Origin of the sequence: Arthrobacter pascens, assembly GCF_030816475.1 — a bacterium.
GTDB classification, from domain to species: Bacteria; Actinomycetota; Actinomycetes; order Actinomycetales; family Micrococcaceae; genus Arthrobacter; species Arthrobacter pascens_B.
This window is the reverse complement of the sequence record NZ_JAUSXF010000001.1, coordinates 1,144,093-1,161,304: the sequence shown is the minus strand read 5'-3', so window position 1 is coordinate 1,161,304 and position 17,212 is coordinate 1,144,093. Positions and strand designations below refer to the sequence as shown.

At 62.4% G+C, this 17,212-nt stretch carries 16 protein-coding genes and 1 pseudogene; 10 read left to right on the top strand and 7 right to left on the bottom strand.

The genetic code is table 11. The annotated features are described in order from the left end of the window. Window positions 1–457 precede the first annotated feature (457 nt). Window positions 458–934 (bottom strand): hypothetical protein, encoded by a 477-nt coding sequence (locus QFZ40_RS05415; RefSeq protein WP_306903267.1) that lies wholly within the window; start codon window positions 932–934, stop codon window positions 458–460. Window positions 935–1,016: 82 nt separating this feature from the next. Here QFZ40_RS05415 and QFZ40_RS05410 point away from each other — a divergent pair, with 82 nt between their 5' ends. Both QFZ40_RS05410 and QFZ40_RS05405 read left to right on the top strand, forming a co-directional pair. Beyond that, the gene (locus QFZ40_RS05410; RefSeq protein ID WP_444861235.1) at window positions 1,017–1,868 is read left to right on the top strand and encodes an STAS/SEC14 domain-containing protein; all 852 of its coding nucleotides are present in this window, start codon (window positions 1,017–1,019) and stop codon (window positions 1,866–1,868) included. A 176-nt stretch (window positions 1,869–2,044) separates the two neighbouring features. Next, entirely contained in the window at window positions 2,045–2,812 is a 768-nt protein-coding gene (locus QFZ40_RS05405; protein ID WP_306903265.1) for a response regulator transcription factor, read from the top strand. 47 nt (window positions 2,813–2,859) lie between these two features. On the opposite strand, the gene QFZ40_RS05400 is transcribed toward QFZ40_RS05405, so the two are convergent. Next, entirely contained in the window at window positions 2,860–3,321 is a 462-nt protein-coding gene (locus QFZ40_RS05400; protein WP_306903264.1) for an Hpt domain-containing protein, read from the bottom strand. A gap of 404 nt (window positions 3,322–3,725) precedes the next feature. Here QFZ40_RS05400 and QFZ40_RS05395 point away from each other — a divergent pair, with 404 nt between their 5' ends. From QFZ40_RS05395 to QFZ40_RS05375, 5 genes are all read left to right on the top strand, one after another. Further along, window positions 3,726–4,103: a hypothetical protein gene (locus QFZ40_RS05395; RefSeq protein WP_306903263.1), complete on the top strand. Its 378-nt coding sequence runs from the start codon at window positions 3,726–3,728 to the stop codon at window positions 4,101–4,103. Between the two features lie 66 nt (window positions 4,104–4,169). Beyond that, a complete protein-coding gene (locus QFZ40_RS05390) occupies window positions 4,170–5,696 on the top strand; it encodes a signal peptidase I (protein ID WP_306903262.1) in 1,527 nt (508 codons plus the stop codon). A gap of 73 nt (window positions 5,697–5,769) precedes the next feature. Then, complete coding sequence (locus QFZ40_RS05385; RefSeq protein WP_306903260.1) at window positions 5,770–6,201, top strand: hypothetical protein; 432 nt, start codon at window positions 5,770–5,772, stop codon at window positions 6,199–6,201. Between the two features lie 64 nt (window positions 6,202–6,265). Next, entirely contained in the window at window positions 6,266–6,472 is a 207-nt protein-coding gene (locus tag QFZ40_RS05380; RefSeq protein WP_306903259.1) for a hypothetical protein, read from the top strand. 69 nt (window positions 6,473–6,541) lie between these two features. Continuing rightward, window positions 6,542–7,378 carry a COG1470 family protein gene (locus tag QFZ40_RS05375; RefSeq protein ID WP_306903258.1) on the top strand — a complete coding sequence of 279 codons (837 nt, stop codon included), beginning with the start codon at window positions 6,542–6,544 and terminating at the stop codon, window positions 7,376–7,378. A 330-nt stretch (window positions 7,379–7,708) separates the two neighbouring features. On the opposite strand, the gene QFZ40_RS05370 is transcribed toward QFZ40_RS05375, so the two are convergent. Both QFZ40_RS05370 and QFZ40_RS05365 read right to left on the bottom strand, forming a co-directional pair. After that, window positions 7,709–8,458 (bottom strand): hypothetical protein, encoded by a 750-nt coding sequence (locus tag QFZ40_RS05370; protein ID WP_306903257.1) that lies wholly within the window; start codon window positions 8,456–8,458, stop codon window positions 7,709–7,711. 1,146 nt (window positions 8,459–9,604) lie between these two features. Next, complete coding sequence (locus QFZ40_RS05365; protein WP_306903255.1) at window positions 9,605–9,874, bottom strand: hypothetical protein; 270 nt, start codon at window positions 9,872–9,874, stop codon at window positions 9,605–9,607. Between the two features lie 99 nt (window positions 9,875–9,973). Between QFZ40_RS05365 and QFZ40_RS05360 the strand changes: the two genes are divergently transcribed. Beyond that, window positions 9,974–10,102 (top strand): hypothetical protein, encoded by a 129-nt coding sequence (locus QFZ40_RS05360; RefSeq protein WP_306903253.1) that lies wholly within the window; start codon window positions 9,974–9,976, stop codon window positions 10,100–10,102. After that, entirely contained in the window at window positions 10,090–10,353 is a 264-nt protein-coding gene (locus tag QFZ40_RS21735) for a DUF7793 family protein (RefSeq protein ID WP_444861234.1), read from the top strand. Before QFZ40_RS05360 ends, QFZ40_RS21735 begins: the two co-directional genes overlap by 13 nt. A gap of 848 nt (window positions 10,354–11,201) precedes the next feature. Here QFZ40_RS21735 and QFZ40_RS05355 read toward each other — a convergent pair. Further along, complete coding sequence (locus QFZ40_RS05355) at window positions 11,202–12,245, bottom strand: serine hydrolase domain-containing protein (RefSeq protein ID WP_306903252.1); 1,044 nt, start codon at window positions 12,243–12,245, stop codon at window positions 11,202–11,204. Between the two features lie 1,223 nt (window positions 12,246–13,468). Here QFZ40_RS05355 and QFZ40_RS05350 point away from each other — a divergent pair. Continuing rightward, a pseudogene (locus QFZ40_RS05350) lies at window positions 13,469–13,805 on the top strand (DUF4113 domain-containing protein); the annotation flags it as partial. Window positions 13,806–13,893: 88 nt separating this feature from the next. Here QFZ40_RS05350 and QFZ40_RS05345 read toward each other — a convergent pair. Together QFZ40_RS05345 and QFZ40_RS05340 are read right to left on the bottom strand one after the other, a co-directional pair. Continuing rightward, complete coding sequence (locus tag QFZ40_RS05345; protein WP_306903250.1) at window positions 13,894–15,525, bottom strand: APC family permease; 1,632 nt, start codon at window positions 15,523–15,525, stop codon at window positions 13,894–13,896. Window positions 15,526–15,645: 120 nt separating this feature from the next. Next, a complete protein-coding gene (locus tag QFZ40_RS05340) occupies window positions 15,646–17,199 on the bottom strand; it encodes an aldehyde dehydrogenase family protein (protein ID WP_306903249.1) in 1,554 nt (517 codons plus the stop codon). Window positions 17,200–17,212 lie beyond the last annotated feature (13 nt).

Sequence of the window (17,212 nt, the reverse complement as noted above, 5' to 3'; positions counted from 1 at the left end):
AACGGCCAGCACGAGGTAGCCGAGCCATTTCGGTCGCTGCCGGTGCGGATTGATGTCGATATACGGCACGGTCGGCTGCTATTGCTCTTGGCTTGACAGTGCAGCGTGCTTCCGCTTCGTATGTCGCATCAGGAGCAGGTGGGCGGAAAACGACAGTGCAAACGAGAGGCTAAGGAAGACCGCGAGACCGGTGACATAGCGGAGGAAATCCATCAAGAGGCGCCTTTCAGTAGGCCAACCCGCCGATCCTAACTGCAAACGAGCCGCCTACACAGTCAAGCTCAAGATGACCCGTAAGAAAGGTCAAGATTTGCTCAATAATGCCTTGAGCTGCGCGTTTGTCGCAGTTCTGCACAGCTGGTGGCCTCGCCGGTGCCGGGGATCCGGTGTATACCCATGGGGAGAAAATGGGCCCAAGGACGGCCAGTGGCCTCCGACGTTTCGCTGACCTGCTGTGTCAGGACTGTGCCGAGATCTGGCGGGCACGCATCATGGCCTGCCTGGAGATCTTCGCGAGCCTGTCCCGGCCGGTGGTTCTGTACAAGTCGTAGGCCCACTCAAATTCGGCTGCGGCGTCCCGGTACAGCGCCTCATCAAAGAGACGCCGGCCGATCTGGTGCCGTACCAGCGCTTCGCGCGCGCGGGTGTTTGCCAGGCGGAGAGCTTCCTCGTGCAATTTGGCCGCTTCGTGCCACTTGTACCGTCGCTGATAGGCCTGGGCAAGGACGAGCAGGGGCCGGAACCTGTCATGCGAGTCCTCCAGAAGGCGGAGTCCTTCGGCCACGGCTTCCTCATCGCGGCCGAGCAGCGAAAGGATCCAGACCCGCTCAAGTGGCGGACATCCTTCGAGTCTGCTCTCCACGGCTGCCCGATCCAGGAGCACATCGCGCAGCGTGACAGGATCAGTACGCCAAATCTCCGCTTCACCATCCACCGAACGCGACCTCCCGAATGCGATTCAAGACCCGGCCGGCGGAACGGCGGGCCCAACAGACTTTTCCTGGGACCGATCTCCAATGCTCTCACGCACTTCCCTTGCCGGGCCTCCAGGCGAGGATGCCGCCGGGGCACTAAGGCTTGCAGAAGCATCGAGCAACAGCGCGCTTCACATCATTTGGTGCAAGAGGGCGTTATTGTCGAATCATTTCTTGGGCTTTACACCCAGCGGAGGAAGTGTGGCGGCCAGCCGCCACGGTCAGAGTCGGTTTTTGGGGGGGACCTTTATGAGGGAACAAACGCCGGTTGGCAATAAATACACGGTGGAACTTTGCGGCAACGTCCTGTACCAGCGATGGGCCAGTGGAGCGGTCGTGACGGAAGAGGACGCCCGTGCCGTGATGGCAAAGGTCAGCGCCCTCTGTTCGAGCCGTCCCCGCCCCATGGTTGTGGACATCTCCCGGATGGGAGTGCTGGAGCACAAGGCCCGGACCGTGTTCGCCGGCGCCTGGCCGCTGACCCGCGTGGCAGTGGTAGGGGCTTCACCCGTGGATCGGGTCATCGTCGATTTCTACGTGGCCAGGCATGCTCCGGTCTGCCCCACGAAGTTCTTCACCTCTTTCTCCGACGCCATGACCTGGCTGGGCATAACGTCCGGTCAGACGATGAACCTGCAGAGGCTGTCCAGGGCCGGGGAGGCCACGAATCACAGTGTCCGCGACCAATCACGGGATGCCCGGGACGCAGACAGAATGCTGAATGTTCTGCTGGAACGCACGGAAAAGGTCATCAGCGAAACCCAGGCAGTGACGACCGGCTGGCCGCTTTTCTCGGTCGAAGCAAAACTGACCGAACGGCTCCACTCTGTTCTGCCGGGAGTGCGGTTCATCGAAAAGGATGTCAGGGCCTGGGCGGCCAGGATCTCCAGTTGATCAGAGCACGTGCCAAGAGGGTGCTGCCTGAAGCTTGGTTGCCGGCGGGTCCGAAGGCCCGGATTCATTGGATGGCTTCCTCGAAACCTGTGCTGTTCCTTGTAGGTTAGTAAGGCGTGCTGTGACTATCGTCTCAGCGCTGGGTTGATTCTGTTTCAGGCGAACATGGGGGGGCCATGAACGACTTAGGCGTGGCTGTTGTAATCGAAGACGACGCGGACATGCGCAACCTGCTGGAAGGAATCCTCCTTCAGTCGGGGTTTGAAGTTCATACCGCGTCCGACGGGCGCAACGGCGTCGATCTGGTGCGGGACGTCAGACCCACTGTGGTGACCTTGGATGTTGGCCTGCCCGACATTGACGGGTTCGAGGTTCTAAGACGTATCCGCGGGTACAGCAACGCCTACGTCGTGATGCTCACCGGCAGAACGGAGGAGACCGATCTGTTGACGGCCCTTCACGGCGGAGCCGATGACTACATCACCAAACCATTCCGTCCCCGGGAAATGCGGGCCAGAATCGCCGCGATGATGCGCCGGGAACGGCCCCAGACACCCGCGGGGGCCCCTTCAGCACCACAATCGGAGCCCCTCCCGCCGCAGGAGGAGGGCACCGAGTCGGTTCTGCGGCACAATGGCCTGGCGCTGGACTGCAGAACCCGCACAGCCTCTGTCCGCGGAAAGGCCCTGGAACTGACGCGAAGCGAGTTCGACCTGATGCAGGAACTGCTTCGGGGGGCAGGAGCTGTCCTGACGAAAGCCGAGCTCGTCCGCGCCGTCCGCGGCAGATACTACGACCAGGACGCGTTGATTGGTGACTCAGATGTACGCGCTATGGAGGTGCATATCGCAAATATTCGCCGTAAGCTCGGCGATGATCCGGACTCGCCACGCTGGCTGCTTACGGTCCGAGGAGTGGGCTACCGGTTAGCCAAGCCCCAATGAAGGAGCAGTCCGGCCTGACGTGGGAGCCTGGGAGGGTGCCGCCCCGGCTATCTGGCCGGCTGAAGGTAGCGCAGCTGAAGTTCCTTCACGGTCGCCTGCCCGTGGAGCGAAATCAGGGCCAGCAGCGCCGCACCATCACGCAGGTCGCCTTTGCGGATGGTGCTCTCCAGCGTCTCAGCAAGCCGCTCCAGCCGCAGCCCCCCGACCATGGCCGAGGACACCTTCAGGCTGATCACCGCATCAAGGGCTGCCACGCGATCCTCACGCTGGATTGAATCCAGGAGGCACCGCTGCCGTAACCCCCACATCGCGGCATAGTCTTTGGCAAAATCCCATGCCATCTGACGCCGCCCAAGCTCATCTTCCAGGTCCTGAAGCACCACAGCATCCACCAACGGCAACTCCTGACCACCACGAGGCAGGGCGCCACCCCCGGGGGCCGCCGAACGTGCCGCTGCATCCGAGGTGTGCGTGCCGGGGTCACCGGAGTGTGCTGCTGAATTGGCCATCGATTAAGGCTACGTGCACTTTTCACGGCCGGGCCGGACATCGCCTGATCTTGCGGAAACCTTATGCCTTCCTTGATCGGGCCGGCCCGTTGCAATGTCCTGACTTGACCAGCGAAGCCATCCAAAGAGCGGGATGCCAACTTTCAGCTAAGTGGCGCTTCCGCAAGGGTAACCGCAGTATTGAGCTCATTTTCCCCTAGCTTCGTGAGCGTTCCGTGAGGTTAATCCATAGACTTGATTAAACCTTGATTTTGGCTGTTAGATTCGAGATGTCGACGAAGAACAGGGCACGAATATGGTCCTGTATCGGCGTGGATGGCGGCATCCAGTTGTAGCTGGGGTTGCAACCGCCGCGGGGCCCGCTCAGGGGCTGCCGGGCTCCTTTAACCGAAAGAGAAAAACTCATGCGCAAGTCTGCAAAGCTCATCACTGCCCTCTCGGTCGCCGGTCTCATCGGTATCGCCGGATCAGCCTTCACCGCCGCGAGCGGCATCGACCAAAACAACAAGATCGTCGGCGCCGTGAGCCAGGGAATCTCCGGCGTCAACGTGTCCTCCGTGGAGTACACGGTTGGCACTGGCGATACGACCACGGGTGTCGCCTTCCACGTGACCCAGGACCTTGCAGCCACCCCGGCAACAGTGAAGGCGACTATTGGCAACGGCACAACTTCCCAGACCGCCACCTGCGACCCGACACCGAACGTCGGCGGGGGCACGGACCTGTCCTGCACCTTCACGGGTGTCACCGATGTCCGCACGCTCAGCATCGTCGCCAGCTAGTACTAACTGACGAGTAGGGCCGGCACCTGTTGGGGTGCCGGCCCCGCACCATACGGTGGGGGGACCATGCGGGTAGTACCGATTCTGCTGGCCGTTGTTGTCCTCGCGGCCGTCGCGTGGCTGCTGCCTGCCTCCGTGGGCGGCGGTGCCTCGTATGTCATTACCCATGGCATCAGCATGGAGCCAGGCTTCCACGCAGGTGATCTGGCCATAGTGCACCGGGACGAGGAGTACCGCGTCGGTGACGTGGTCGCCTACCGCAGCGAGCAGATGAACACCGTGGTCATGCACCGAATCATTGCCGTTGACGGTGACCGCTACAGCTTCAAGGGCGACAACAACAATTTCACCGATGTCGACCACCCCACCACCAACGACTTCCTAGGCCGGCTCGCCACCAGGATCCCTGAGGGAGGCACCTGGCTCCAACGGCTGGGCAGCCCCGCCGGGCTCGCCATGGTCGCGTTCGCCCTGCTGGCTGGCGGCAGCGCCGCCGCAAACACGCGCCGCCGGCGCAAACGAAGGAGAGCAGCAGTGTCCCGCCACATCAGCACATCCCCCTCCCGGCACCAGGTCCTGGAGGTCCTTCCGTCCTCACTGCGGGTTTCCGCCGCCCTCGGCGCCGTCCTGGCATTGATGGGGCTGGCCCTCGGTGTACTGGCCTGGTCCGGGCCGACCGAGGTACCCTCGACCTCCCCGGTCAAGAGCGGCACCCGGATGGACTTCTCCTACAGCGCGGCTGTTGGACAAACCCCGGCGTACGACGGAACCACCGCACATTCCCCGGACCCGGTCTTTCGCAAACTCACCAACATCGTCGATGTTCACTTCACCTATCACGGCGAGCCCGGGACGGTGACGGTGGGGGCGGACCTGTCCACACCCGGAGGCTGGCACTCAACCGTCCCGCTTGCCGGACCCGTCACCTTCACGGCCGACGACTATGAGGGAACCGTGCGGCTGGACCTGACCACGCTGGAAGCCAAGGCACAGGCCGCATCGGCCGTCACCGGCCTTCCGGCCGGACCGCTCACCATCGCCTTGGCACCACAGGTCACATCAGCAACCGGAACCGAATTCGATCCCGCGCTCAAGCTCAACCTCACCCCACTCCAACTCGCCCTCACCGGCGCGCCGGATACCCTGACCGTTACGAACACGACGACCACGCAGCAGGCAACCATGGTTGCCCGGATGATCGCGTGGAACGGAGTGGGCATCGGTGCCGTCACAGCCCGCGTCATATCGGCCGTGCTGCTTCTGGCCGCCTTGGCCATCGGCGTCATCATCGTGATGTTCGCCCGCCGCAACGTGCCTGCCGACGAGGCAGCGGCCATCCGCCGCCGCTACGCGGCACTGCTCGTACGGGTCCACCCGATGCCCGCAGCCCAGGGCCGGCCCCTCATTGACGTCACTACATTCCCGACGCTGGCCAAGCTGGCCGAGCGCTACGGGCTGCTCGTCCTGCACTGGAACCGTAGCGGCGTGGAAACTTTCATCGTCCAGGACGAAAACATCACCTACCGCTACCGCGCCGGAACCGACCAGGTACCCGCGGAGCGCTCCACCGATTTGATCGACATCGAGCCATAACCCCAATGGCCACCATCAGACTGGCGGCACAGGCGTGGCCGTCGACGTTGTTCGTCTCTGAAGGTAGTCTGTGATGCACAGCTGTTCAGGGGGAATTGCTATGACAAATGGTCAGATCGTGCAATGGCAGTGCGACAAGTGCGGCGAGGATATTGCCGGCTCGGAAGGTTATCTTTCCGTTGACATGCCGGCCGTTAATCTGGCTGAGCGGGCCCGGCAGGAGCGGGAGATCCATCCCGGCACACCTGCAATGGGCGGACTCGGGCTCACACCGGAGACAACAGGGCAGCCGCAAAAAGTTCAATGGCGGGTCCACCACAGCGCCTGTGATCCTGACACCGCCAGCATGAGCTACAGCATCGTCGTCGAGGACATAGCGACTCTTCCCCGGGTACTGGCCTGGACGCTGCATTTCATGGATACCAAAAACTGGATCAGGCATACCGACTGGACCTCCTTCATACGCGCCAGAACAGGAGTCGACCTCAGACAGGAAAGGACATAGCCGAGACCCCCGACGATCTGGTCCGTTCCGGTCAGTCGTCCCTGCTTCCGAGAAGGTCAAAAACATGAATGCTTACACCACCGGGGACCGAGTAATGGCTCTGGCCGACTACGTCGCGGCGATCGCAGGCGATACCGGCACAGTCACCAACATTCCAGGGGACACGGCGCGGCCTGTGTACTGCGTCCAGTTCGACCGGACCGGGGACACCGGCATATTGCCCGGACGACTTCTCGAACACATCGACCCCGAGTCCATATCAGGCCGGTAGAGCCCTTAATGCATCCCGATATGGTTTCATCTTTTTTCGCCCTAGTATGCTCCAGACGAGCCTGCTGAAGTGGATTACTTTCAGCTTCGTAAACCGGGGATTTACAAAGCATGGACGCCCTCAAACCGGACCGGCGCCATACTCGCAGGTCTCCTGGTCCTGGCCGTTTCAGCCGGCGCCACCTTCGCAGGCACCCTGAGCAACAAAACAACGGACGTTACCATCCAGGTGAATCACTCCAGAAGGACGACCGGCCAAAACAACTCGGTCAGCTATCCGGTGTCCCTGACCTCCAACAAGGGTTTCAGTGACACTGTAACGCCAACCGTTTCGGGCCTTCCGGCCAACACAACGGCAGCCTTTGCACCGGCCTCAGTGGTGGTTGCTCCGGGAAAAACGGCAACGGTTCTGCTGACGGTGGTCACCGCGGACTCCCCGCCGGAGGGTAAAGCCGAACTCACGATTGCCACGGCCGCGGGCACCAACCAAGCGGCCGGCGTCGCGGTTCAGCTCGATGTCCAGTCTTCCGGACGGACCTTGACCTTTTCCGGGGACCTGGGCGCGCCGCTCTCCCCCGGCTCCTCCGTCCCGCTGAACCTCTCCATCTACAACCCCAACAATGAGACCCTGTCGCTAAACGGACTGTCGGTCAGCATCACAGACATCAGCAGGACAGAGGCAGCGGTAGCGGCGGAACTGCCCTGCACACGCGCGGATTACGCGATCAGCAACTACACAGGTCCCCATCCCCTGACCATCCCAGCGGGACACAACTCGCTCCAATCATTGGAAATCCCACCAGCGCTCTGGCCCAAAATCGCTATGCTCGACACAACACTGAACCAGGACGGCTGCAAGGGGGCCACTCTCCAGCTCGCCTACTCCCAAGCGGCAGAGGGAAACTGATAAGAAGCCTCCACAACAAGAGACTGCATAAACCCCTTGGAGTGCCATAGTAACGCCAGGCAACAAGGTGGGGGCTGGTGTGGCGCAGTTGGATCCGGAAGAATCTACGTCCTCATCTGGCACCAGAGGCAATCGTTTTCCCTCGGATGCTGGTCCTGACGCTTTAGGTCTGCGATAGTGAGCGAGATCTGGCCTTGGCCCGGTTCGGTGTCTCGAATCCTCTGCGCCTCGAAACCCTAGCGTTTCGAGACACTGAGGCTATGGGACACCCAGGTGGGTGCAGAGAAGGAGTCGGCGCCCGCGGGCGGGATCGCCTATCGCATCAGCTGGTCACTTGTCGGACCTGAACACGATCGAGTCGAAGATGGCGCGTGCCTCTCTCGTCAGCTCCGGATTGATCGATTCGTGGGATTGGCCCAGCACGATCACGGCGCGTTCGCCGTTCAGGTCGACCGCTCGGTAGGTTTCGCGCTCGCCCACATTTCGGTACTCGCGTCCGTCGCAGTCCTGCGCCGAATCCGAGTTGATGCATAACTTGCCGCCGTCGCAGTCGGTGATGTCGACGTTGCTCTCGACGGCGTGGTCGAACTCGAAGCCGGAGTAGTCGCCCACCATGACCTTGACGGGAGGGGTGCTTACCGTTGACGCCTGCGCCGTCATCGCATCGACGAACGCCTCAGCCGTCGGATCGACCTGGACGAGCGCGCCGCTCCAGGCGCATGCGTCCGTCGGGACATGGGTGGCGGGCCAAAAAGTCACGGCGATATCCCCTTCATCCGGGAGATCCGGGTCGTCCTTGCCCAGGCCCGAACCGTCGTACGCCACCCAGCCGTCTGGGACGGTGATCTCGAAGGGCACCGGGTAGCCGGTCACGAGGTAGGTGCCGGCGTCGATGTCGCCGCTCTCCGGGAACGGTGCGATCGTGTCAGCCTCCGTAGTCGGAAAGCGGGCGGACGGGAAGGAGAAGTCGTCGGGCTTATACTCGCACCCGCCGAGACATCCAATCAGTGCGATAGCCACCAAGGGCAAGAGATGGCGCGACCGCTGAGCGGCCTTTTCGAGGGGTGTCATGGAGCTCATCGATCCACCAGGCCGCTACAGGGTACTGTGAGGCCCCGCAGCCGGGTGGCCCCGCGGGCGGCCCGAGACGGGATGCCGTCGCCTCAAGTCTCCTCCGGCACAGAACCCGTGACAATGAAGAGTTGTATGGAGATCAGTTTCGACTCATGCAATCCGCCGAAATGACAGGAGCGCCCTGAAGCAGTGTTGAGGAAACGCCAGATTTGAGGCAGCTTTTCACCGCCCGGGTCTAACTAACCCGAGAGATCTGGCGCTAGCCTACGTCTCGTAACCTTTGGGATACGAGATGTCTCACTGGTTGGGCAGCCTCCTCCGACTCACTTTTCGCGGAACGGGTGCACAAGTCGATCAATCAATTTCCGAATTTTCTGCAGTGAGTGTCCGAAGTCGTCTGCACGGGTTGCGTGAGGGAGGAGGCCTCCTGACTCAGACCGAGCCATGAGTGGGCATCCGCTTTGGAAGCGAAAGGTTGGCGACGTTTCGGGCGTCAATCACGATGACGTTTGGTGAATCGTGAAGCTTTGAGGGCGTCCTTATGGGTCAATGCGCGGCCGATTGCCGTAGCGTTGTAGGGCTCTTATCATGGTTGCACCGTTTCCTCTCTGTATTCGAACAGAGACGTTATTGAAGGTCGCGAGTGCCGTGGTGAACAAACGTTTCAGGCATCGGACGCATGAATCGAAAAAGCCGGAGAAGCCCGGGGAGCATCACAGGCTGCATCTGGCGGAGTGGCTGAGGCGAGAGGACGAGGGCATAGAGCGTGGCTACAGCAGCATCTTCCTTAGCTACCACGACCGGCCGCTTGCGCCGGAGAGGACTTGCATTCAGGGGCACGAGATCCAGCCGGGGCAGGATCACTGCTCGCACGGGCATCCCGTCGGATAAGGACTCTGTCAGCCCCTCCAGCGGCTGACGCCATCAAAGGCCGTGCCGTGCTTCGGTGGCCGGTCCTCTGGGTGGAGTGGCACCCGCGACGCAATGAAGACCAGTGAGTGTTGGCTGACAGTCCCGAAGTGGACTGTTTAATGCCAGGTGATGCCATCCACTCTGCAAGTACGTCGGTACATGCTCCAACATCCAGCCGGTCACAGTGCAGGCCCTCCCGTTCCTCCGTGTGCTAACCAACCGGAGGCGACAGGTGCTTTCTCAGTTGGCTGGCTCGCACAGCCGGTCCAGGGTCTCGTTGAGGGTGGACTCGATCTTGCCGTTCAGGAGCTCACGCTTGTTCTGGCTGGACTCGTCCTCTAACTGGGTGGGCAGCGGGGCATGGTGACGGTCATTGCGGCCTGGTAGCGCCCGTCGCCGCTGCTGACCGCGACCGATTGGTAGCCCCAGAAGAGGTCCCGGCCCTCGTGCCGCGACCGGATCGAGCATCCGTCCGCGTGCTCCCACATACCCCGAGTAGCACACCATCATTTTGAGCCGTGAACTGTTATCTGGAAAGGCTGAAACCCGGCATCGTTACAAGGAGGGCAGTTAGGATTGGCGGATACAAGCTGTTCGGGGGAGCTGGAGATGGAACCACTGACGATCGAGGGCGGCAAGGGCACCATAAAACTTGGTTCCGACGGCTTTATCAACGTTGTATGGAATCCTGGCATCGTTCTGGAAGTTGAAGACGCTCAAGGGCGATGGCAAACGTAAATGAAATTGCCGCCGGCTCCCGATACCCGATGCTGGTCGATATGAAGGACACCGAGAGTGTGACCCGCCAAGCCAGGTCCGTTTTCTCCGTCCCGTGTGCCGCTTCACGGATTGCCTTGCTTGGCTCAAGCCCTGTCGATCGGGTGGTTGCAAACTTTACCCTTGGTCTTCAGTCCCTGCCCTGTCCCACACGGTTTTTCACATCACGGGACGAGGCCATGAGCTGGCTCCTCCAAGCTCCGCTTCCCTGATTGGTGTTCAGGCCTTGACTTCACGAGTGATGGGGTCCATCGGTTGGCATGTTCAACACATCCCCACCATCCAAGGAGCAGACATGGAAGCCAGCGGTTACGGAGTTGTGCACTTCTTCCCGGGAGGCACAAAGGACCAGTACGAGGCATCAACTGCCGCCGTACACCCAGGGGAAGGGCTCTTGCCCGAGGGGCAGATCTTCCACGCGGCAGGCGCTTCCGGGGGTGGTTGGACTGTCATGGCCGTCCATGACTCGAAGGAGAGTTGGGAGAAATTCCGTGATGGGATCCTCCTTCCGCGGATAGCAGGGTATCGAGGGCGGATTCGCATCCCAACCCGAGCAGACCGTCATCGATCTGTACAAGATCATGCCCTAGCGATGGGGAGCGCCGTCGGCATTTTGATTGTTGGCTTTTAGGTTTTCCGGGCTTGCTGACCATGATGCACTGGTGAATCCTAACCGAGGAAGCGCCCAGGTGCCGAGGCGGGCCTCGACTGGCGATGCCCCGTCGTCGCCCAGATGCTTCATGATTTCAACAGCGAGTTCGCTACGCCATGGTCCCGGCACTCATTCAGACATTCGCCTGCGTTACCTGTGTGTCAGGCCGGAACTAAGTCCCAAGAAAGTTTCCCCGCCCAAGCGTTAAAGGGCGGAGAGCCGGCACAGTGTGCCGGCTCTCCTGTTTCCTCGGACAAAGGAAATCTATGGGTTCAGCTTGGCTGAACTCGTGGTGATGCCTTCCCCGGGCTGAGTTTGGGAACTGCAATGTTCCTGGAGGCGCGGCTGTAGGAATGCCCGGACCGTTCCTGCACTCGCTCGGCTGAACTGTGCCGCGGGCTCTCGTTCCTATTTCTGGCAGGTGCTGTCCAGTGTCCGCTGTGCGAATTCCACCAGCCCGTCGTCGGGTGGAGGTACATCAGCGCTAAGAGGTTCCGCGGTGTGCGCAACGAAGACGGTTAGCTGCCTCGCGCCGTCGCCGCTGATCATAGCAATGGACGCATAACCCGGCGCACCTCCCAGGTGTCCGTAGTAGTAGTTACTAGTGCAGCTGTCCCACCATTTAGCCAGCCCGAGCCCATACTGCGAGGCGTTGGGGCTTTGCATCTCTTTGACCAGTTCCGGTCCCACCAGCTTGCCATTCATCAAGGCAGCATAGAACTCGCTGACGTCCTGCACAGTGGAGATCATGCCACCGGAAGCCGACCCGCTTTGGACACCCGCGTAGGTAGCGTCGACCCGTTCGCCATCGATCAGGACGTACCCATGGACCATATTCTTCGGGACGTCGCCGGTCCCCGTCAGCAGTGTTCCGCGGAGGCCGAGGGGGTCGGCGATGTCCGCCCGCATGACATCCCCAAGGCTGCGGCCTGTTACCCGCTCGATGAGGAGGCCGAGCACCACATAATTGGAGCTTGAGTACTTGAAGACGCCAATATCGTCGGTGTTCCACGGCAGGGTGCCGGCCAGCTCAAGGCGTCGCTCGGCAGTCAGTGGTGTGGTCAAAACCTGTTTCAGGGGGCCCGCCTTGATGAGCGCCTCCTCGAAGCTGGGCATTCCGGAGGTGTGCTCTAGCAACATCCGTATGGTGACGGGTTCCGGCGGGTGCAAGACTGATTCGACCTCCGGAAGGTAATCACTGATCAGGCTATCCAGTTTGATCTTGCCCTGTTCGACCAGCTTCATGACCGAGGTTGCCACCATGGACTTAGTAAGGCTGGCCACGTGGAATGAGTCGCCGGGCTCTGCAGGCACCCTTGCCTCAAGTTCCCGGACACCCGTGGCGTTGAGCCAGACCTCCCCGTTCAGTCTTGCCTGGACGAGGACTGCTGAGGCTCCGGTTGCCATCCTGTCGTTGCTGAACTTCTCCAGGTCCGTCCGCAACTGGTGCATGGAGGAGGACGGGGACGGCGCAGGATTAGGTCCAGCGGAGCAGCCCGTGACAGTCACGAGGAGGGCGGCGACGCAAACCGCAACGGTGCGGCGAACGCTACAAAATCCGCTCTTCCGCATCTCGAAAAACCTCTCAAGCACCGTGCGTGTGTGCATAAGGCCCTGGCCCGCCTCGTAACTCAGATGCTCCTCAGGCTATTGGCCCGCGTCAAGGGGCGGCCACGACGGCGGACCGCTCGCGGTGGCCGGCCACTAACGGCCGGCCACCGCCGGCCTAGGCGATACGCAGTGAGGCAGGTCCTTGGCCCGTCCGGGGAAGCAGGCCTGGTTTGATTACGGCTCGATGAGCCGGTGGTCTTCGATGGGGCGGTCTACGGGGCACGTGGGCCTGCGGTCAGCAGGCGCACCGCGCCCGTGCCCGGGCCCGCTTTGCCCCGGAAGCGTATTCCTGAAATACGCGGACCGAGGGATAGAACAACGGCCCGGCGCGTCAGCGTCGTCAGAAATATTTGCTGCTGTCATGCTCCGGTGGACGGTCCCGGTCCGCAAGGTGTCCAGACCACGTGGCTGTACGATGATCCAATTTTCCGCACTTCGTGCAGTACCGGCGAAAGGTCCCATTCTGGTCCGCCTCAGCCAACCAGTGGTGCCCCAGGTTCAACTTGCAAAGCAGCGTCTTAAGCATGATGGAACCCATCTAGAGAGCTGAGTCGGTACTGAGGTGGATGCTCGGAACCGCTTAAACTCTACGCTGAGGCGCCCCACGGCAACAGGTCGTTTTGATCGCTGCGGGCAGGAGGCCCGACCAGCCCAAAGTCGAGGGAAATCTTGGGCATGTCCTACGTCTTAAAGTAGCTGGCGGAACTCCTGCCGCGCCTTACGTCTTGTTCTGTTGGTTCCTGTAAGCGGTAAGAACTCCGACAAAGAATGCATTCCCGTTGCCAGCCGTCCGTGTGCGGGCGAGGCTGATGATTTGCCGCATGTGATCCTTCCGGAAGCGCAGCGGCCTAGCCTCCGGCTCGACCGAGCCACGGGCGAGACCCATCGGTGAGGATGACGTGTCAGCGCATGACGACCTCGAGGGCGCCTAGTTGCGTCCTGTTGCCGGCCTCAGCCCTTCATTCCGGCACCCGGTCCGCCCGATTCCGTGGACGTCGCGGTGAAGGATGCGTACAGATAACTGCCAGCCCTTGGGTCCCTGCTTCCGGGCCAGCAGGGTCTTGACGAACATGCCTACGGCGGATCCGCTCCTGCTGACCAAGGCGGCGCACGCGCTGCTGCCGAACATCCGTGACGGGCTGCAGTATGCGAAGGCCGGGCTCATGCTCACCGACCTGCGGCCCAGGGGAAACGAATCGCCACTGGAGGTGTTCGAGGACCGGCATGAAGAACGCCACATCGGTCCACTTCTGGAAGAGGTAAGTCGGCGCTTTGAACGGGATCCATCGGGCTGGGCCATGGCGGGATCAAAACCGGTTGGGACTGGACTATGAAGCGCGGGACGCGCTCCCCCGGTACACGACGCACTGGGACGAGCTTCCCCTGGTCAAGGCGGCCTGACGCCATAAAGGAAAAGGCCGCGCACGGGCATCCCTTCGCCGGGATTGGCGAAGGGGTGCCCGTGCGGGGCAGCAATGCCTCGCTCTGACTACAGCGCGTCCACAGAGGTCTGGGTGGCGGAGGCCGGGACAGACACCGCCACGAATTGGCCCGCAGTCGAAGCGTCTGTCCCTGCGGAGCCCGGTGCCGGATACGCTGCGGCCGCGGCGTGCTCGGCCAGGACGCCCGTCTGGTGCCTGATCTTCAGGCGGTACAGCAGGGTCCCGCCGACCGCGACCGCAGCGACGAACAGGACGCCGCCCCACTGCAGGTACCACTCGAACGGCGGAACGGAGTTGTAGATCTCAGGACGGGGCCAGATCAGGTTCAGGGTCATGGCGCCGCCCCACAGGACCGCGAGGATGTTCACCGGCAGGCCCCACTTGCCCATGCTGAATCCTGCTTCGGAGTTGTCACCGGGTGCCGGCCACTTCCTCTGCAGCCGTTTCCGGAGCAGCGGCACTGTGACCAGCAGGTAGGACAGATAGATCAGGACGATGCTGATGCTGGACAGGATGGTGAAGATGGCCGGCTGCATCACGTTCACCAGCAGCGGGATCACGGCCAGGACGCCGATCACGATAGCAGCAACGGCGGGCGTCCTGCGGACGGGGTCCACCTTACTGAGCTGGCTGCTGAACGGGAGGTTGTTGTCCCGGGCCATGGCAAACATCATGCGGATGGCTGCGGCGTGGACTGCCAGGGTGCACACCACCACAGCGACCACGATGCATACCAGGAAGGCCTTGCCGAAGGGGCCGCCCAAGACGGAGAGCACCAGGTACTGCAGGCCGCCGTCGGCAGAGCCTAGCTTCGGATCGGTGAGGTCCGGCGCCGCCAGGAGGCCGCAGAGCAGGATCAGGCCGCCTAGGAGGAAGGAAGCGGTGACCGCGCGGATGATGGCCTTCGGTGCGGTCTTCTTGGGGTCCTTGGTTTCCTCACCAAGCGAGCTTGCCGTGTCGAAGCCGTACATCACGTAGCCGGAGGCCATGGCGCCGATCAGGAACACTCCGAAGAAGCCGAGCGGGTGCTCCGCACCCAACCCGGCGGTGCCGAAGAGGACCTCTGGTCCGCGGACCACATGCCAGCCAAGGGCCAGGATGAGCAGCACGGCCGCGATCAGCTCGACGAATACGCCGATGCTGTTGATCCTGGTCATGAGCTTCACGCCGAAGGCGTTGATCAGCGTGGAGATGCCGATCATGATGCTCGCGAGCAGTACCCCGTTGAGGGCGAAATCGTAGGTGCCGGTGCCGTCGCCGATGATCTGGAAGCCGGACGAGAGTTGCGGCAGGGTGATCTGCAGGGCCAGGGCAACGGCTCCGAGAGCCATGATCGAGGAGATCAGCAGCAGCCAGCCGGCCAGCCAGGAGAAGGTGCCGGAGGTGAGTCGCTTGGCCCAGTTGTACACGGAACCGGCCACGGGATAGCGGCCGGCAAGCTCAGCGAAGCAGAGTGCCACCATAAGCTGGCCGACGAAGACGATGGGCCAGGACCACGCGTAGGCCGGCCCGGCCATTGAGAAACCAAAGTAGAACAGTTGAAAAACACCGGTGAGGATGGAGATGTAGCTGACGCCGGCCGCGAAGCTGGCAAACTTGCCAATGCTGCGGTCCAGGGTCTGGGCATAGCCGAAATCATCCATGCCGCTTGAATCAGTACTGTTGTTGGGTTCCAACATCTGAACTCCTAGGTCAGATAAAGCATGACGGTGATAACCCGCGGCCGCCATTGGTCGCGGTGAAACGCGTGGCCGGGCACCGCGCCGTATGGCGCCCGGCCTTCCCCCAATGCTGTTCGTCTACTGGGCTGCGCCTGCCCCTGTTTCTTCAGAAAGCGGGCCGAACCAGCCGCTGGGAGCGGGCTGGATGTTCTGCCAGATGTGTTTTGCCTCGCGGTACTCGTTGAGCCCTGCACGGCCAAGCTCACGGCCAATGCCGGACTTACCGAAGCCGCCCCACTCCGCCTGCGGGACGTACGGGTGGTAGTCGTTGATCCAGACTGTCCCGTGCCGGAGTGCGCCCGCAACCCTTTGCGCTTTCGACGCGTCTGATGTCCAGACTGCTCCGGCCAGTCCGTACTCGGTGTCGTTCGCGATCACCACGGCCTCGGCCTCGGTCCGGAACGTCTCTACGGTAAGCACCGGACCGAACGACTCCTCCCGAAGCACGCTCATGCCGGAACGGCAGTTGCCGAGCACGGTGGGCGGGTAGAAGAAGCCGTCGGCCAGCGGTCCTTCGTCAGGGATGTAGCCGCCGGACAACAGCTCCGCGCCCTCCGCGATTCCGGCCTGGACGTAGGCGTGGACCTGGTCGCGGTGTTTGGCTGAGATGAGTGGTCCCGTCTCGGCGCCGGGATCGAACGGTCCGCCCATTCGGATTTTCCGCGCCCGCTCCACCACCTCGGCCACGAAACGTTCAGCGATGGTCTCCTCAACAACCAGCCGTGCGCCAGCCGAGCAGACCTGACCGGAGTGGAGGAAGACGGCCGTCAGGGCATTGTCGACGGCCGCGTCCCAATCGGCGTCGGCGAAGACGACGTTGGGGTTCTTTCCGCCGAGCTCGAAGGCGACGCGCTTCACGGTTTCCGCGGCGGCAGCCATGATAGTCTGGCCCGTCGCCAGGCTCCCGGTCAGGGAGACGAGGTCGACGCGCGGGTCGGAGCTGAGCGTTCCGCCCACCTTCGATCCGCTTCCGGTGACGAGGTTTGCGACGCCGGCGGGTACGCCGGCCTCTGCGAGCGTCTCCATAAGCAGGATGGAGGTGGACGGCGTGAGTTCGCTGGGCTTGAGCACGAACGAGTTTCCCGCGGTGAGTGCCGGGGCCACCTTCCATGCCGCCTGGAGGAGCGGATAGTTCCACGGTGCGATGAGGGCGCAAACGCCGAGGGGTTCGTAGACCACGCGGCTGATGGCGTTCGGCCTGCCGGTGTCGATTACCCTGCCGGCGTCAAGGCCTGCGATCTTGCCGTAGTAGCGGAAGCACGCGGCGATGTCGTCGATGTCGTACTCGGCCTCGACGAGGCGTTTGCCGGTGTCGAGGGCCTCGGCCCGCGCGTAGGCGGCCTTGTCCCGCTCAAGCAGGTCCGCGACACGGAGCATGACCGCGCCCCGCTCAATGTCGGAAAGCCGCCGCCAGGGGCCGTCGTCGAACGAGGCCCGGGCGCTGGCGATCGCCTGCTCGGCGTCCTCCACCGCGGCCGAGGCGACGATAGCAACCTCGCGCCCGTCCGCAGGGCAGCGCACCACGGTGGTTCCACCGTCGGACGCCTGCTGCCAGGTGCCGTCGATGTAGAGGCCCTTGATCGTGTTCTCCGGTTTCCCGGCGTGGTGAACCCGCTCCACGGTGGCGGTCATAGTGTTTCTCCTA

Excerpts from the sequence above, each read along its gene's own strand:
- QFZ40_RS05410 (WP_444861235.1), top strand. The coding sequence starts at position 1,017 with ATGCTCTCACGCACTTCCCTTGCCGGGCCTCCAGGCGAGGATGCCGCC.
- QFZ40_RS05405 (WP_306903265.1), top strand. The coding sequence starts at position 2,045 with ATGAACGACTTAGGCGTGGCTGTTGTAATCGAAGACGACGCGGACATG.
- QFZ40_RS05400 (WP_306903264.1), bottom strand. The coding sequence starts at position 3,321 with ATGGCCAATTCAGCAGCACACTCCGGTGACCCCGGCACGCACACCTCG.
- QFZ40_RS05395 (WP_306903263.1), top strand. The coding sequence starts at position 3,726 with ATGCGCAAGTCTGCAAAGCTCATCACTGCCCTCTCGGTCGCCGGTCTC.
- QFZ40_RS05390 (WP_306903262.1), top strand. The coding sequence starts at position 4,170 with ATGCGGGTAGTACCGATTCTGCTGGCCGTTGTTGTCCTCGCGGCCGTC.
- QFZ40_RS05385 (WP_306903260.1), top strand. The coding sequence starts at position 5,770 with ATGCACAGCTGTTCAGGGGGAATTGCTATGACAAATGGTCAGATCGTG.
- QFZ40_RS05380 (WP_306903259.1), top strand. The coding sequence starts at position 6,266 with ATGAATGCTTACACCACCGGGGACCGAGTAATGGCTCTGGCCGACTAC.
- QFZ40_RS05370 (WP_306903257.1), bottom strand. The coding sequence starts at position 8,458 with ATGAGCTCCATGACACCCCTCGAAAAGGCCGCTCAGCGGTCGCGCCAT.
- QFZ40_RS05365 (WP_306903255.1), bottom strand. The coding sequence starts at position 9,874 with ATGATGGTGTGCTACTCGGGGTATGTGGGAGCACGCGGACGGATGCTC.
- QFZ40_RS05360 (WP_306903253.1), top strand. The coding sequence starts at position 9,974 with ATGGAACCACTGACGATCGAGGGCGGCAAGGGCACCATAAAACTTGGT.
- QFZ40_RS21735 (WP_444861234.1), top strand. The coding sequence starts at position 10,090 with ATGGCAAACGTAAATGAAATTGCCGCCGGCTCCCGATACCCGATGCTG.
- QFZ40_RS05355 (WP_306903252.1), bottom strand. The coding sequence starts at position 12,245 with ATGCACCAGTTGCGGACGGACCTGGAGAAGTTCAGCAACGACAGGATG.
- QFZ40_RS05345 (WP_306903250.1), bottom strand. The coding sequence starts at position 15,525 with ATGTTGGAACCCAACAACAGTACTGATTCAAGCGGCATGGATGATTTC.
- QFZ40_RS05340 (WP_306903249.1), bottom strand. The coding sequence starts at position 17,199 with ATGACCGCCACCGTGGAGCGGGTTCACCACGCCGGGAAACCGGAGAAC.